At 65.7% G+C, this 13,531-nt stretch carries 16 protein-coding genes; 6 read left to right on the plus strand and 10 right to left on the minus strand.

Going from position 1 to position 13,531, the window contains the following annotated elements; translation table 11 throughout:
- Positions 1-65: 65 nt before the first annotated feature.
- Complete coding sequence (locus ACYX4P_RS12170; RefSeq protein ID WP_248116683.1) at positions 66-452, minus strand: YccF domain-containing protein; 387 nt, start codon at positions 450-452, stop codon at positions 66-68.
- Positions 453-547: 95 nt separating this feature from the next.
- Positions 548-787, minus strand: coding sequence for a DUF2171 domain-containing protein (locus ACYX4P_RS12175; RefSeq protein ID WP_248116685.1), 240 nt, complete (start codon positions 785-787; stop codon positions 548-550).
- 148 nt (positions 788-935) lie between these two features.
- On the opposite strand from ACYX4P_RS12175, the gene ACYX4P_RS12180 reads away from it, so the two are divergent.
- Both ACYX4P_RS12180 and ACYX4P_RS12185 read left to right on the plus strand, forming a co-directional pair.
- Complete coding sequence (locus tag ACYX4P_RS12180; RefSeq protein ID WP_248116687.1) at positions 936-2,183, plus strand: patatin-like phospholipase family protein; 1,248 nt, start codon at positions 936-938, stop codon at positions 2,181-2,183.
- A 2-nt stretch (positions 2,184-2,185) separates the two neighbouring features.
- Positions 2,186-2,371 carry a DUF4169 family protein gene (locus ACYX4P_RS12185; protein WP_248116689.1) on the plus strand — a complete coding sequence of 62 codons (186 nt, stop codon included), beginning with the start codon at positions 2,186-2,188 and terminating at the stop codon, positions 2,369-2,371.
- On the opposite strand, the gene ACYX4P_RS12190 is transcribed toward ACYX4P_RS12185, so the two are convergent.
- Positions 2,368-3,252 (minus strand): DMT family transporter, encoded by an 885-nt coding sequence (locus ACYX4P_RS12190; protein ID WP_248116691.1) that lies wholly within the window; start codon positions 3,250-3,252, stop codon positions 2,368-2,370. The two genes, ACYX4P_RS12185 and ACYX4P_RS12190, sit on opposite strands and share 4 nt — an antisense overlap.
- Positions 3,253-3,357: 105 nt before the next feature.
- On the opposite strand from ACYX4P_RS12190, the gene ACYX4P_RS12195 reads away from it, so the two are divergent.
- From ACYX4P_RS12195 to ACYX4P_RS12205, 3 genes are read left to right on the plus strand one after another with little or no spacing between them, the layout of a single operon-like run.
- Positions 3,358-3,777 carry a YbaY family lipoprotein gene (locus tag ACYX4P_RS12195; protein ID WP_248116693.1) on the plus strand — a complete coding sequence of 140 codons (420 nt, stop codon included), beginning with the start codon at positions 3,358-3,360 and terminating at the stop codon, positions 3,775-3,777.
- Positions 3,774-3,998, plus strand: a complete 225-nt coding sequence (locus tag ACYX4P_RS12200; RefSeq protein WP_248116695.1) for a ribbon-helix-helix domain-containing protein — start codon at positions 3,774-3,776, stop codon at positions 3,996-3,998. Before ACYX4P_RS12195 ends, ACYX4P_RS12200 begins: the two co-directional genes overlap by 4 nt.
- Positions 3,999-4,022: 24 nt before the next feature.
- A complete protein-coding gene (locus ACYX4P_RS12205) occupies positions 4,023-4,742 on the plus strand; it encodes an SIMPL domain-containing protein (RefSeq protein ID WP_248116697.1) in 720 nt (239 codons plus the stop codon).
- On the opposite strand, the gene ACYX4P_RS12210 is transcribed toward ACYX4P_RS12205, so the two are convergent.
- Complete coding sequence (locus tag ACYX4P_RS12210) at positions 4,723-4,965, minus strand: hypothetical protein (RefSeq protein ID WP_248116699.1); 243 nt, start codon at positions 4,963-4,965, stop codon at positions 4,723-4,725. The genes ACYX4P_RS12205 and ACYX4P_RS12210 overlap by 20 nt on opposite strands.
- Before the next feature lie 138 nt (positions 4,966-5,103).
- On the opposite strand from ACYX4P_RS12210, the gene ACYX4P_RS12215 reads away from it, so the two are divergent.
- Positions 5,104-7,455, plus strand: a complete 2,352-nt coding sequence (locus tag ACYX4P_RS12215; RefSeq protein WP_248116701.1) for an ATP-dependent helicase — start codon at positions 5,104-5,106, stop codon at positions 7,453-7,455.
- Positions 7,456-7,575: 120 nt separating this feature from the next.
- On the opposite strand, the gene lpdA is transcribed toward ACYX4P_RS12215, so the two are convergent.
- From lpdA to pdhA, 6 genes are read right to left on the minus strand one after another with little or no spacing between them, the layout of a single operon-like run.
- The gene (lpdA, locus tag ACYX4P_RS12220; RefSeq protein ID WP_312570805.1) at positions 7,576-8,982 is read right to left on the minus strand and encodes a dihydrolipoyl dehydrogenase; all 1,407 of its coding nucleotides are present in this window, start codon (positions 8,980-8,982) and stop codon (positions 7,576-7,578) included.
- Positions 8,982-9,461, minus strand: coding sequence for a glutathione peroxidase (locus ACYX4P_RS12225; RefSeq protein ID WP_248116705.1), 480 nt, complete (start codon positions 9,459-9,461; stop codon positions 8,982-8,984). Before ACYX4P_RS12225 ends, lpdA begins: the two co-directional genes overlap by 1 nt.
- A 15-nt stretch (positions 9,462-9,476) precedes the next feature.
- Positions 9,477-10,778 carry a pyruvate dehydrogenase complex dihydrolipoamide acetyltransferase gene (locus ACYX4P_RS12230; RefSeq protein ID WP_248116707.1) on the minus strand — a complete coding sequence of 434 codons (1,302 nt, stop codon included), beginning with the start codon at positions 10,776-10,778 and terminating at the stop codon, positions 9,477-9,479.
- Positions 10,778-11,095 carry a DUF5076 domain-containing protein gene (locus ACYX4P_RS12235; RefSeq protein WP_248116709.1) on the minus strand — a complete coding sequence of 106 codons (318 nt, stop codon included), beginning with the start codon at positions 11,093-11,095 and terminating at the stop codon, positions 10,778-10,780. Before ACYX4P_RS12235 ends, ACYX4P_RS12230 begins: the two co-directional genes overlap by 1 nt.
- Entirely contained in the window at positions 11,092-12,471 is a 1,380-nt protein-coding gene (locus ACYX4P_RS12240; RefSeq protein WP_248116711.1) for a pyruvate dehydrogenase complex E1 component subunit beta, read from the minus strand. Before ACYX4P_RS12240 ends, ACYX4P_RS12235 begins: the two co-directional genes overlap by 4 nt.
- A 3-nt stretch (positions 12,472-12,474) precedes the next feature.
- On the minus strand, positions 12,475-13,503 hold the full coding sequence (gene pdhA / locus ACYX4P_RS12245) for a pyruvate dehydrogenase (acetyl-transferring) E1 component subunit alpha (protein WP_292047539.1): 1,029 nt from the start codon (positions 13,501-13,503) through the stop codon (positions 12,475-12,477).
- Between the last annotated feature and the right edge of the window lie 28 nt (positions 13,504-13,531).

The raw sequence follows: 13,531 nt of genomic DNA on the forward strand, positions 1-13,531 counted from the left end.
AGACAGACCCATAAGGACACGGCCGGTTCTCGCAGGAGAACCGGCCGTTTTCGTTTCTGCAGCGACTAAGGCTTGTCGCGGATCGTGCGCCCGACCGGCGCCAGCGCCAGCTTGGCCAGTTCCAAATCTTTCAGAGCGAACGGAATGCCGATGATCGAAACGAACTCGGCGACCGCGATCATCAGATGAGACAGGGCGATGTACCAACCCGCGAACACGAACCAGATCACGTTCAGCACCACGCCCAAACACCCGGCCACAGGGTGCGCCTCCTGCCAGACGATCTCGCGGCCAAACGGCCAAGACGAGTAGCCGGCGATACGCCAAGCCGCGAAGGTCCACGGCAGACCAACCACGGTCAACGCCAGGATCGCGCCGCCAAGCAACCACAGCAGGCCCGACAGCCAGCCCCCGAACACGAACCACAGAATATTCAGGATCAATCGGATCACGGGGCGGCTCCAGCATGGCGGTTCTGCATGGCGAGATACCGAAAAGGCCCCGCCGGTGACAGCGGGGCCTCCATCCGTAACGCCTTCCTTGACGTCTAGTGCGGCTTTTCCGACCAGCGCGACTTGGCCTCGTCCTTGGTCAGGGTCAGATGGACGTGTTTGTCATCGACGCTGGCGACCCAGCTGACGGGGATCAAATGGTGTTTGAAACCCCCGGCCAAATCCATCTTCGCCAGTTCGATCTGGTCGCCGAGCACGTGGTCCACGCGACCGACATGACCGCCGTCCGAACCGACGACTTCCAGATGTTCCTTGATGAGTGAAACGTCGACCATGGTCCAATACAGGGTTTGTCCTGTCTGCGAGAACGTGAGCCTCCTGCCGGGGTTTCAAACGGCGACGCTTAGGAATGCGCCTTGTCTCTGGCGGCCGGAACCGTGACGCTGTATGTGACGGGCGTTCATACACACTGGAACTGAGCGAATGCGGCGGATCGGGTTTGGTCTTTTCGGCGTCGTTATGGCCTTGGCGCTGTCCGCTTGCGGCACGCTGGATCGGCCCACGGGTCCGCTCAGGATCGCGGACGGAACCTTGGTCAAGGCCGAGGATCCCCGTATTCGCAGCAACGACCAGGCGCGCCTGCAAGCCTTCACCCAGGAAATCGCCGGCCGTCTCCGCCCCGATCATCCGACAACCATCCTGGCGCTGTCTGGCGGCGGGGCCAACGGCGCCTATGGCGCAGGCCTTTTGACGGGCTGGAGCGAGCATGGGGACCGACCGACCTTCGACGTGGTGACGGGGGTCAGCACCGGCGCCCTCGCCGCCCCCTTCGCCTTCCTGGGCTCGGACTGGGATGACGAACTGCGCCACGCCTACACCAGCGGCGGGGCCAGCAATATCCTGAGCTGGCGCAGCTTCGCCGCCTTCCTGAACCCCAGCCTGTTCTCGTCACAGGTCCTGCGCAATCTGGTCGACGACAATGTCACCCCCGAACTTCTGCAAGCCGTGGCGCGCGAACACGCCAAGGGGCGTCGCCTGCTGGTCGCGACGACCGATCTGGACAGCGAGCAGACCGTCATCTGGGACATGGGCCTTCTGGCCAGCCAGGGCGACGACAATGCGCGCGAGTTGTTCAAGGAGGTGCTGGTCGCCTCGGCCAGCATTCCAGGCGTCTTTCCGCCCGTTCTGATCGCTGGCCTGCAGGGCCATGATAAGGTGGTGCTGGAGATGCACGTGGACGGCGGGGTGAACACGCCGTTCCTGGCCATTCCAGAGGACCTGATGCTGTGGACACGGCCTCGCGACGAGGGTCGCGTCGGCGCTCTCTACGTCATCATCAACGGCCAGACGGGCCGCAACGACGGCGTCACCCCTGGCCGTTTGTCGGGCATCCTGTCGCGCACCTACGACAGCATGAGCAAGGCGTCTCTACGCACCCATCTGGCGATCACCACGGCCTTTGCTCAGCGGAACGGCCTGGACATGTCGCTGTCGGCCATTCCCGACAATGTAGAGGCGTCCAGCCTGAAGTTCGATCAGGAAACCATGTCCGCCATGTTCGAACTGGGCCGTCAACGCGGCCGCGGCCCGGATGCCTGGACCCGGCTGGACAAGAAGCAGGCCGACCAGCCCTTCATCCCCCAGACCCGCGTGGACGAAAGCCAGGTGCCGGCCGTCCTGGCGCCCGAGCCGTCCAGAAAGCCTGACCAAGCCGAAACGCCCAAGACCTGATCGTGGGCGAGATCGTCAACCTGAACCGCGCCCGCAAGTCCCGGGCCAAGGCGAGCCAGAAGGCCGAGGCCGCCGCCAACCGGGTCGCCCACGGCCGCACGAAAGTCGAGAAACAGGCCGCCAGCCTGGATCAGGCCCGCGCGTCCCGCCTGCTGGACGGCAAGAAGCGCGAAACACCCGACGACTAGGTCTTAGGCGCTCGGATCAGCATGACCTGCCCCGCCAGCACCAGGCCCAGACCGATCAGGGCGCTCCAGCCGAAGCGCGCGCCTTCGAACATCACCGACACGAGCATGGCGATGGGCGGCGTCAGGGCCGAGATATAGCTGGCCAGGGCGTACCCCCGCTGGCGGGCGATGGTGAAATACAGGCCGAAGGCGATCACAGACCCGAACAGCGAAAGGTGCAACAACGACAGCAGATAGGCCGGCGTCGGCTCGATCCGCCACGTCACGCCCGTCGCAAATCCATACAGCGCCAGCATCGCGGCGCCGTAAGCCATCGCCCAGGCTGTCGCGGGCAGAACCGGCGCCCCCGCCTGTTGCGAACGCCAGGCGAACCAGTTGCCGAGCGCCGAAGCCAGCACCGCCGTCAAGGCGAAGGCCACGCCCAGTCCCGGATTGAGGCCCGCCCCATTCGTCGCCATCTGCCCATAGGACAGGACGCTGACCCCGATCACGCCGAACACCGCGCCCATCCAGGCCAAAGGCGCCGCCTTCTGTCCCGCCAGCACCCGGAACAGGATCAGGTTCACGAAGGCCAGGGCCGCGAAAATGACCGCCACGACGGCCGAGGCCACCTGCCCCTCGGCCGCATAGACAAAACCATAGCTCACCGCGAAGACGAAGGCGCCCTGGCCGATGGCGGCCATATGCTGCGGCCGTGTCAGCCCCAGCGGACGGCGCGTCGCCGCACAGAAGCCAAACAGCACGACGGCGGCCAGACCGAAGCGCCAAACGATGGAGACGACCGAATCCACCGGCCCCAGCTGCAGGGTGATCGCATACCAGGTCGTGCCCCAGATCAGGGCGCAGGCGGCGATGGCGGCGATGGCGAAGCGGCGGCTCAAGCGCGGTCTCCAGACAGGCGCGCCCCGCTTATCAGCCCCAAGGCCCTTCCGCCCCTCACATCTTGCGCCCGAGTGTGACATGCTGGCCCAAAAAAGGAGATCGTCATGCGAAACGCCGTCTTCGTTCTGCCCGCCGCCGTGGTGCTGGCCGCCTGCGCCACGCCGAGCCAAACGCCGCCGCCGATGACCACGGGCACGACCATCGTCAATGTCACCGCCCTCGATCGCGAACGGATCATGCTGCCGCCCGGCCATGTGCTGACGGTGCGGGTCGAGGATGTCAGCCTGGCCGACGCCCCCGCCCAGGTCCTGGCGGAAACGCGACAGACCCTGACTGGCGGACCGCCCTATTCGGTCACGCTGGGCTTTCCGACATCGCAGATCGATCCACGTCGCACCTATGCCGTGCGGGCCGAAATTCGCGATCCGTCCGGCGCCCTGGTCTTCACGACCGACACGCGCCACGCCGTCCTGACCCATGGCGCGCCGGCGTCGGCCGAGATCGTGCTGAAGTCCGCACGTTGAGCGGCCTGTCCAAACGTTCCGTCGCCCTTGCGGGTCATGCGACATCGGTGGCGCTGGAGCCCGAGTTCTGGGCCGTGCTGGACCGGATCGCGGCGACGCGCAGCCTCAGCAAGGCCCAACTTCTGGCCGAGATCGACGCCGGGCGCGGACGACGTCCGTTGGCTTCGGCCTGCCGCCTGCTTGCGCTGGACTGGGTGGCGGACAACGGGCACGCGGCATAACCTGGCGAGAATGGAGATGCGATCATGAGCGACAATCGTCTGGTCCCCGCTGCGTTGTTCGGCGGACTGCTCGCTGTCGGCTTTATCGGCGCGGGCGCCCTGATCGGCCAGGGGGTGATCCATGCCCGCGCCGGCGACCGCACGGTGACGGTGCGCGGCCTGTCAGAGCGAAACGTAAAGGCCGACCTGGCGGTGCTGCCGCTTCGGTTCACGGCCTCTGGCGATGTCCTGTCCGAAGTGCAGGGCAAGATCGACAATGACCTGGGCCTGGTCCGCCGTTTTCTGACCGGCCAGGGCTATCCCGCGTCCGCCATCGAACTGGGACGGCTGGAGGTCGCTGATACCCGGTCACGCGAATACGCCGCTCAGAACGGCGGCCCGCGCTTCATCCTGGCCCAGACGGTGGTGGTGCGGACCAACGACGTCGCGCGCGTCCAGGCCACGACCCGCGCCTTGAACGACCTGGTTCGCCAGGATGTGGTGCTACAGGACTTCCAAGGCCCGTCCTACATCTTCACCAAGCTGAATGACGTTCGGCCGCAGATGATCGCCGAGGGCACGGCCGCGGCCCGCGCCGGCGCCGAACAGTTCGCCAAGGACAGCGGAACGCCGCTGGGGCCCATCCGCCAGGCGACGCAGGGCTCCTTCGAGATCCTGCCCCGCGACGGCTCCGGCGACAACGAGGGCGCCTCGATCGACAAGAAGGTGCGTGTCGTGACGACCATCACTTACAGCCTGAAATAGCGCTGTCGTCACAGGCGTCTTGCGTGCCGATCACGGAAGCGGGGCGCTTGGCGGAAGGATCGGCCTCGGCGGCGCCGGGGCCGCCCATCTCGACCAGCACGACCCACGCCCCCAGCAAGACGAACATCCCGAGCATGCCCGCCGTAAAGGCGATCCAGCCGGAGCGACCCCTCTGTCGTTGGGCGCTCGACGCCGCCCGGTCGATGTTGGTCGTGCGTTGCATCGCAACAGGGAACCGGCCGTCGGACCGGCAGGTTCCGTGTTTTGATTGCGGCGCCGGCCCTGACATTGCCTTTCGGTCCCCTTATGTTCCGCTCTCGATTCTGCCTGACGCCCCTGAACGACGGATAGTTCTTCGCCCGTGACCGATCTTCCCGCCCCCCGTATTTCCGACCTGGCCCGCGCCCGCGCGCCCGAGGAGGCGCAGGCGCGCGACTATCTGGCCGGGCTGAACCCCGAACAGCGCGAAGCGGTGGAGACGACCGAGGGGCCGGTGCTGGTGCTGGCGGGCGCGGGCACGGGCAAGACGCGGGTTCTGACAACCCGACTGGCGCACATCCTTGCGACGGGCCGGGCCAAGCCGTGGGAGCTGCTGGCCGTCACCTTCACCAACAAGGCCGCGCGCGAGATGCGCGAGCGGATCACCCATCTGATCGGCCCATCGGCTGAAGGTTTGCGCTGGCTCGGCACCTTCCACTCCATCGCCGCCCAGATTCTGCGCCGGCACGCCGAACTGGTCGGGCTGAAGTCCACCTTCACCATCCTGGACACGGACGACCAGGAACGGGTGCTGAAACAGCTGTTGGAAGCGGCCAATGTCGACACCAAGCGCTGGACGCCCAAATCGCTGTCGGGCCTGATTGACCACTGGAAAAACCGCGGTTGGACGCCCGATAAGCTGCCGCCCGGCGAAGACTTCGCCAACGGCAAGGGTCAGGGCTTGTATGCCGCCTATCAGGCGCGGCTGCGCTCGCTGAACGCCTGCGACTTCGGCGACCTTCTGCTGCACAACATCACCATCCTGTCGCAGCACGCGGACCTGGCCGAAGAATACCGCCGTCGCTTCCGCTACATCCTGGTGGACGAGTATCAGGACACCAATGTCGCCCAGTATCTGTGGCTGCGGCTGCTGACGGCCTCGACCGGCAATGTCTGCTGCGTCGGCGACGACGATCAGTCGATCTATGGCTGGCGCGGCGCGGAGGTGGACAACATCCTGCGGTTCGAGCGTGACTTCCCCGGCGCCAAGATTGTCAAGCTGGAGCGCAACTATCGCTCGACCCGTCATATCCTGGGCGCAGCGTCCGGCCTGATCGCCGCCAACCGCGATCGTCTGGGCAAGACCCTGTGGACCGAGGACGACGGCGGCGACAAGGTGCGCGTGCGCGGCGTCTGGGACGGCGAGGCCGAGGCCCGGCTGATCGGCGACGAGATCGAAACCGCGCGCCGCCCCCACGCCGGCGAACCCGGCCTGAAATACAAGGACATGGCCATCCTGGTCCGCGCCTCGTTCCAGATGCGCGCGTTCGAGGAACGGCTGGTCATGCTGGCCATCCCCTACACAGTCATCGGCGGGCCGCGCTTCTTCGAGCGGGCGGAAATCCGCGACGCTCACGCCTATCTGCGTCTGATCCTGTCCGAAGACGACGACCTGGCGTTCGAGCGGATCGTCAATGTGCCGAAACGCGGCATCGGCGACACCTCGGTGCAGAAGATCCTTCAGATCGCCCGCGAACACGGCCTGTCGGCCCTGACCGCCGTGCGCGGCCTGATCAACACCGACGAGCTTCAGGCCCGCACCCGCACCGCCCTGTCCAACTTCGTGCGCGACATCGACCGCTGGCGCGTGCTGTGCGAGACCACGCCCCACTGGCAGGTCATGGAGACGGTGCTGGAGGAAAGCGGCTATACCGACATGCAAAAGGCCGACCGCACCAGCGGCCAGACGCGGCTGGAAAACCTGAAGGAGCTGGTTCAGTCGATGCAGCAGTTCGAGACGCTTCAGGCCTATCTGGAGCACGTCTCGCTGGTCATGGACCTGGAGCGCGCCAACAGCGACGATCCCAACGGCGACGGGGCGGTGCAGATCATGACCCTGCACGGCGCCAAGGGGCTGGAGTTCCCTCTGGTCTTCCTGCCCGGCTGGGAGGAAGGCGTCTTCCCCTCACAGCGCAGCATCGACGAGAAGGGCGAAAAGGGTCTGGAGGAGGAACGCCGCCTGGCCTATGTGGGCGTGACTCGCGCCAAGCAGGATGCGCGGATTTCGTTCGCCGCCAACCGGCTGGTCTATGGCCGCTGGACCTCGCAACTGCCCAGCCGCTTCGTCGACGAACTGCCCATCGCACACGTCGATCCGCAATCCGACACCGGCTACTACGGCGCCTCGGCCGGAATGAAGGAAGCCAAGAGCCGCTGGGACGACGCGCCATCGTTCGGCAGCGGCTATTCCTCGCCCGGCTGGAAACGCGCCCAGAGCTTCACCGCCGCCCAGACGCCCGCGCGCATTCCCGCCCGCAAAGCCGTCATCGAAGGCGACGGCCGCCTGGTCGCCACCGCCGTCAAATCAAGCTCGAAATGGGCCAAGGGCGAGCGGGTCTTCCACCAGAAGTTCGGCTACGGAAACGTCCGTGTCATCGAGGGCAACAAGTTGCTGGTCGAGTTCGAGAAGGCGGGAGAAAAGCGCGTGATCGACAGCTTTGTCGAGAAGGCCTAGATCTGGCGATCTACCGCAATTGAAATAGCCGCCCATAGCAGCCCTTTAGGCGGGCTAAGGCCGTTTACAGGATCGAAAAACGGCCCCGAAATCCATTTCGGGGCCGTTTGTGTGCCGGAATCAGAGGTGAATGGTGCGCCCGTAGGCGTCCAGCGCCGCCTCGTGCATGGCCTCCGACATCGTCGGGTGCGGATACACGATGCCGTGTATGTCCTCTTCCGTCGCCTCCATGGTGATGGCGGTGACGTAGCCCTGGATCATCTCGGTGACTTCGTGGCCCATCATGTGGGCGCCGATCAGGGCGCCGGTCTTGGCGTCGAAGATCACCTTGACGAAGCCGTCAGGCTCGCCCGCCGCAACGGCCTTGCCATTCACGCGGAAGGGGAAGCGGCCGATCTTGACGTCGCGCTTCTCGGCGCGGGCGGCCTGTTCGGTCACCCCAACCGAAGCGACCTGCGGCTGGGCGTAGGTGCAGCCAGCGATGGGCGAATGGACGTTCGGCGTCTTGTAGCCGGCGATGTGTTCGGCGGCGTGGATCCCTTCATGCGACGCCTTGTGCGCAAGCCAGGGCGCCCCGGCGCAGTCGCCGATGGCGTACAGGCCCTTGACGTTGGTCTGGCAGTGGCTGTCGGTCTTGATGTGGCCGCGGTCCAGTTCGACGCCCAGCGCCTCCAGACCGATGCCGTCGGTGTTGGCGGTGATGCCGACCGCAGAAATGCAGACCTCGGCCTCCAGCGTTTCGGCCTTGCCGCCGATCTCGACATCCACCTTCACACCCGTCGCGCTCTTGGTCACCTTGGTCACCTTGGCGCCGACCTTGAACTTGATGCCGCGCTTTTCGAACGACTTTTGCGCCGCCTTGGAGACCTCTTCGTCCTCCACCGGCATGATGCGGTCCACGGCCTCCACGACCGTCACCTCGGCGCCCAGGGCGCGATAGAAGCTGGCGAACTCCATGCCGATTGCGCCCGAACCGATGACGACAAAGGTCTTGGGCATTTTCTTGGGCGCCAGGGCGTCGCGATACGCCCAGATCTTGTCGCCGTCGGCTTCCAGACCGATCTGCGGCAAGGCGCGGGCGCGGGCGCCGACGGCCAGCATCACCGACTTGGCCTCAACGGTGCGCGATCCGCCCGCCTTCAGGGCGATCACGACCTTGGGCGCAGCCGCCCCCTTCTCCAGCTTGGCCGCGCCTTCGATCACCTCGATCTTGTTCTTCTTCATCAGGAAGGCGACGCCCTTGTTCATCGTCGCCGCGACGCCGCGCGAGCGCTGGATGATGGCGTCGAAGTCGAACGACGCGCCGGACGCCGACAGACCGTATTCCTTCAGGTGCGACAGGCTCTCGAACTTCTCGCCCGACTTCAGGAGGGCCTTGGTCGGGATGCAGCCCCAGTTCAGGCAGATGCCGCCCAGATTCTCGCGTTCCACGATGGCGACCTTCTGGCCCAGTTGACTGGCGCGGATGGCCGCGACGTAACCGCCGGGGCCCGAGCCGATAACGACGAGATCGAATTCAGCAGCCATTAGATCAACTTCTCGATGTCGGCCTTGATGGCCTCGGGTTCAGTCTGCGGGGCGTAACGGGCGACCACCCTGCCCTCGCGGTCGGTCAGGAACTTGGTGAAGTTCCACTTGATGGCCTGGGAGCGCAGGAAGCCCCGCTTCTGCTGGGTCAACCAGGCATAGAGCGGATGCCGGTTCGGCCCGTTGACCTCCACCTTGTCGAACAAGGGGAAGCTCACGTCGAAACTGGCGGCGCAGAAGGCGGCGATCTCCGCCGCCCGGCCGGGCTCCTGATTGCCGAACTGGTTGCAGGGAAAGCCCAGCACCTCGAACGGCGCATCCGCGAAATCCCGGTGCAGCTTCTCCAGACCGTCATACTGGCCGGTGAAGCCGCACTTGGACGCCGTGTTCACGATCAACAGCGCCTGACCGCGAAAGCGGTCCAGCGAGACGTCCGCGCCGTCGATGGCCCGGGCGGAGAAGTCATAGACCGAGGTCATGACCTCACCCTCCCCTTACGCCAGCATCGCGACGGGATCTTCGATCAGCGGCTTGAACGCCTGCAGGAAGCGGGCGCCGGTCGCCCCATCCACCACGCGGTGATCGCAGGTCAGGGTCACGGTCATGACGGTGGCCGCGACGATCTGGCCATCCTTGACGACGGCGCGCTGCTCGCCCGCGCCCACGCTCATGATGCAGCCCTGCGGCTCGTTGATGATCGAGGTGAACTGCTTGATGCCGAACATGCCCAGATTAGACACCGAGAAGGTGCCGCCCTGGAACTCTTCCGGCTTCAGCTTGCGGTCGCGGGCGCGCTTGGCTAGGTCCTTGGACTCGGTGGCGATCTGCGCCAGACCCTTGGTCTCTGCCTTCCTGATGATCGGCGTGATCAGGCCGCCATCGATGGCCACGGCCATGGAGACGTCGGCATTGTGATGCATGGCGATGCCTTCCGGCGTGTAGGAGGCGTTCGCTTCCGGCACGGCCTTCAGCGCCAGGGCGGCCGCCTTGATGACGAAGTCGTTGACGGAGACCTTGATCCCCTGCGGCTCCAGCATCTTGTTGACCTTGGCGCGCACGGCCATCAACTGATCGATCTCGACATCGATGAACAGCGGGAAGTGCGGCACGTTCTGAACGCTGTCGACCATGCGACGCGCCACGGCCTTCTTCATGCCGTCCAGCGGGATCAGGTCGTAGCTGCCGTCGGGAATGCCCATCTGAGCCAGCGATTGCGCCTTGCGCGGTTCGGCTGCTGCGGCGGCGGTCGTCGTCGCGGTCGACGCGGCTGCGGGCTGGGCCGAACCCTTGCCGGCGGCCTCCACGTCGCGCTTGACGATACGGCCATGCGGGCCGGTGCCCTTGATCGACTTCAGATCGACCCCGTTCTGGGCAGCGATGCGACGCGCCAGGGGCGAGGAGAAGATGCGTTCGCCGTTGTCGGACTTGGGCGCCGCCGGCGCCGGCGCAGCGGCGGCCTTCGGAGCCTCGGCGGCAGACGCAGCCTTGGCGGCCTCCTGCGGTTTGGCGGCGGGCGCGTCTTCGGCTTTGGCCGCGGGCTTGGGCGCAGCAGCGCCGTCCTCGTCCTTCAGGCGGGCGATGGGCGTGTTGACCTTCACGCCTTCAGTGCCTTCAGCGACCAGAATGTCGGTGACTTCACCTTCGTCCACGGCCTCGACCTCCATCGTGGCCTTGTCGGTTTCGATCTCTGCGATCACGTCGCCGGCGGACACGACGTCGCCGACCTTGACGTGCCACTTGGCCAGCACGCCCTCCTCCATGGTCGGAGACAGGGCCGGCATCAGGATATCGGTCATCAGGCGTTTCCCCCGGTTTGCGTGGTCGGCTCGGCGACGGTGCGGACGTCGTTCGCCTTCACCACTTCGCTGAGACCTTCGAGGATGCGGTGGTAGGCCGCGGTTTCATCGTGATCGTGACGCACGGCGTAGCCATGAGCCATGTGACGCGCCGCATAGGCCAGCAGACGGCCGAACTGGATCGGATCGGTGAAGGCGGGCTTGACCGCCATCACCGGCTCTTCCTTGGACCACCACATCCGCAGCAGTTCGATGGCCTGGGGATCAGCCGCGACGCTGTCCGGCGTCGTCAGCATGAACTCCGAAGCCTCGGTCACGCCATCACCTGCTTCACGGCGGCGACGATCTTGTCAGCGCCCGGCAGCGACAGGGCTTCCAGGTTGGCGGCGTAAGGCAGCGGCACGTCTTCCTGGTGAACGCGCAGCGGCGGCGCGTCCAGATAGTCGAAGGCGTGTTCGATCACGCGGGCCACGACCTCGGCGCCCACGCCCATCGGACCCCAGCCCTCTTCGGCCGAGACCAGACGGTTGGTCTTCTTGACGCTTTCGACGATGGTCTCGTGATCCAGCGGACGCAGGGTGCGCAGGTCGATCACTTCGGCCTCGATCCCTTCTTCGGCCAGCTTCTCGGCGGCTTGCAGGGCGAAACCGACCATGCGGCTGTGCGCCGTGATGGTGACGTCCTTGCCTTCACGCCGGACCTTGGCCTTGCCGATGGGCAGGACATGGTCCTCGACCTCCGGCACGTCGAACTCCAGGCCGTACATCATCTCGTGTTCGAGGAAGACGACGGGGTTAGGGTCGCGGATGGCGGCCTTCAGCAGCCCCTTTGCGTCGGCGGCGTCATAGGGCGCGATCACCTTCAGGCCCGGAACCTGTGCGTACCAGGCGGAATAGTCCTGGCTGTGCTGGGCGCCCACGCGGCTGGCGGCGCCGTTCGGACCGCGGAAAACGATGGGCGCCTTGATCTGACCGCCCGACATATAGAGCGTCTTGGCGGCCGAGTTGATGATGTGGTCGATGGCCTGCATGGCGAAGTTGAACGTCATGAACTCGACGATCGGCTTCAGGCCCGCCATTGCGGCGCCGACGCCCAGGCCGGCGAAGCCGTGCTCGGTGATCGGTGTGTCCACGACGCGCTGGTCGCCAAACTCCTGCAGCAGGTCGCGGCTGACCTTATAGGCGCCCTGATACTGGGCGACTTCCTCACCGATCAGGAAGACGCGGTCGTCGCGACGCATCTCTTCGGCCATGGCGTCGCGCAGCGCGTCGCGCACGGTCGTCTTGACCAGTTTGGCGTCAGCCGGGATTTCCGGGTCGCGCAGTTCGACCTTGGGCGTCGAGGTTTGCGACGGCGCCTTTTCGGGGTCGCCGGTCTTGCCGTCAGCCGTCGCCTTGGGCGCATCGGCTTCGGCCTTGGCGGATTCAGCCTTGGGCGCAGGCGCTGCGGCGCCGTCTTCGCCGGCCAGACGCGCGATCGGCGTATTGACCTTCACGTTCTCGGAACCCTCGGCGACCAGGATTTCCAGCACTTCGCCTTCATCCACGGCCTCGACTTCCATCGTGGCCTTGTCGGTTTCGATCTCGGCGATCACCTGGCCGGCCGACACGGTGTCGCCCGCCTTGATATGCCATTTGGTCAGCGTGCCCTCTTCCATCGTGGGGGACAGCGCCGGCATCAGAATGTCGGTCACGGATCAGGCCTCCACGTAGACGTCGGTATAGAGCTCGGACGGATCGGGTTCCGGGCTCTCTTGGGCGAATTGAACAGCTTCGGCGACGATCGCCTTGATTTCGTTATCGATGACCTTGAGCTCCTCTTCGGTCGCCTTGGCGGCCGACAGCAGCATCTTCAGATGATCGATCGGGTCGCGGGTCTTCTTGACCTCGTCGACCTCTTCCTTGGTGCGGTATTTCGCCGGATCGGACATCGAGTGACCGCGATAGCGATAGGTCTTCACCTCCAGGATGAAGGGGCCGCCGCCTTCGCGGGCGCGCTTCACCGCGCGGGCCGTGGCGTCGCGCACAGCAAGCACGTCCATGCCGTCCACCTGCTCGCCCGGAATGCCGAAGCTGGCGCCGCGCTGGTACAGTTCGGTCGTCGAGGACGAGCGTTCGATGCTCGTGCCCATGGCGTACTGGTTGTTTTCGATGATGTAGATGGCCGGCAGCTTCCACAGCTGCGCCATGTTGAAGCTCTCGTACACCTGACCCTGGTTCGAGGCGCCGTCGCCGAAATAGACGAAGGCCACCGAATCGTCGCCGCGATACTTGCCGGCGAAGGCCAGGCCGGTGCCCAGCGCCACCTGGGCGCCGACGATGCCGTGACCGCCGTAGAAGCCGGTCGGCACGTCGAACATGTGCATCGATCCGCCCTTGCCCTTGGACGAGCCGCCGCTGCGGCCGGTCAACTCGGCCATGACTTCCTTCGGATCCATGCCGGCGGCCAGCATGTGGCCGTGGTCACGGTAGCCGGTGATGATCTTGTCGTGGCCCTGTTTGACGCTCTCCTGAACGCCCACCGCCACGGCCTCCTGGCCGATGTACAGGTGGCAGAAGCCGCCGATCAGACCCATGCCGTACAGCTGGCCCGCGCGCTCCTCGAAGCGGCGGATCAGAACCATCTCGCGATAGAAGCGAAGCAGGTCTTCCTTGGACGCCGTCGGCGTATTGGGCAGTTTGTCAGGCGTGGTCGTCTGAGCGGATTTGGCTGGGGCTTTCGCCATCCGGTATCTCCCGGCTAGGCGTCGAAAA

The organism is Brevundimonas sp. ABV4_179 (assembly GCF_056311945.1).

What these genes read in the sequence shown, in the direction of transcription:
- ACYX4P_RS12225 (WP_248116705.1), bottom strand. Translation starts at nt 9,461, where the DNA reads ATGACCTCGGTCTATGACTTCTCCGCCCGGGCCATCGACGGCGCGGAC.
- ACYX4P_RS12175 (WP_248116685.1), bottom strand. Translation starts at nt 787, where the DNA reads ATGGTCGACGTTTCACTCATCAAGGAACATCTGGAAGTCGTCGGTTCG.
- ACYX4P_RS12195 (WP_248116693.1), top strand. Translation starts at nt 3,358, where the DNA reads ATGCGAAACGCCGTCTTCGTTCTGCCCGCCGCCGTGGTGCTGGCCGCC.
- ACYX4P_RS12230 (WP_248116707.1), bottom strand. Translation starts at nt 10,778, where the DNA reads ATGACCGATATCCTGATGCCGGCCCTGTCTCCGACCATGGAGGAGGGC.
- ACYX4P_RS12205 (WP_248116697.1), top strand. Translation starts at nt 4,023, where the DNA reads ATGAGCGACAATCGTCTGGTCCCCGCTGCGTTGTTCGGCGGACTGCTC.
- lpdA (WP_312570805.1), bottom strand. Translation starts at nt 8,982, where the DNA reads ATGGCTGCTGAATTCGATCTCGTCGTTATCGGCTCGGGCCCCGGCGGT.
- pdhA (WP_292047539.1), bottom strand. Translation starts at nt 13,503, where the DNA reads ATGGCGAAAGCCCCAGCCAAATCCGCTCAGACGACCACGCCTGACAAA.
- ACYX4P_RS12180 (WP_248116687.1), top strand. Translation starts at nt 936, where the DNA reads ATGCGGCGGATCGGGTTTGGTCTTTTCGGCGTCGTTATGGCCTTGGCG.
- ACYX4P_RS12210 (WP_248116699.1), bottom strand. Translation starts at nt 4,965, where the DNA reads ATGCAACGCACGACCAACATCGACCGGGCGGCGTCGAGCGCCCAACGA.